The organism is Arhodomonas sp. KWT (genome assembly GCF_010993615.1).
The window spans coordinates 1-768 of record NZ_WNXE01000796.1 but is presented as its reverse complement, the minus strand read 5'-3'; the positions used below and the strand labels follow the sequence as shown (position 1 = coordinate 768).

General features: G+C 62.9%; 1 protein-coding gene. It reads left to right on the top strand.

Features of this window, described 5'->3' with window-relative positions; genetic code table 11:
• Nucleotides 1-286: 286 nt before the first annotated feature.
• Nucleotides 287-768: OmpA family protein (locus G7A99_RS22470; protein WP_163144237.1), on the top strand; the 482-nt coding region annotated here is incomplete at its 3' end.

Sequence of the window (768 nt, the reverse complement as noted above, 5' to 3'; positions counted from 1 at the left end):
GCTTTCCTCCCGAGGGGTGTCACTAATGGCCGACGGCCGGTCGTGGATACGATAGCCATTTACGGCTCGGGAATGAAAACCCGCGTTTATCTTCTACGATTACGCAGACATGCAGCGCCGCACATGGCGACATGTCGACGCGTGCGCACGGTTGAAATACGTGAAATCGCGCACACTCTTGCTGTCGGGACGGTAGTACTGAAAGACTGGAGCTGCAGGGGTTCCCGCAGGGACCGGCTAGCAAACGGCAAATACATCCCCACGACGGGAGACAGGAGAAGAAGCAATGATGCGTTTCGATATGAAGAACACCCTTCTGCCCATCGGCCTGGGGCTGGTGCTGACGCTGGGAGCGGCCGGCCTCGCCAGTGCCGACAACAGCATGATGGACAAGGAGGGCGCCTACTGGTCGAACCCGCAGGACACGGTCTGGAAGAACGCGGACGGTGAGTGCTGGTACGACCCGAACCAGTCGAAGATGCAGAAGCGCGAGGAGTGCGGCGACGTCATCGAGACCGCGGAGCCGGAGCCCGAGCCGGAGCCGAAGATGGTTGAGCGCACCGAGCGCGTCACCATCGATGCGCGTACGCTGTTCGGCTTCGACAAGGCCACCCTCACCGACGAGGGCCGTGCCCGCCTCGACCAGATGGCCCAGCGCATCGACCGTGACTGGGAGGTCAGCAGCATCCGCGTCCTCGGTCACACCGACCGCATCGGCCCGGAGGCCTACAACCAGAAGCTCTCCGAGCGTCGTGCCCAGGCAGTGGC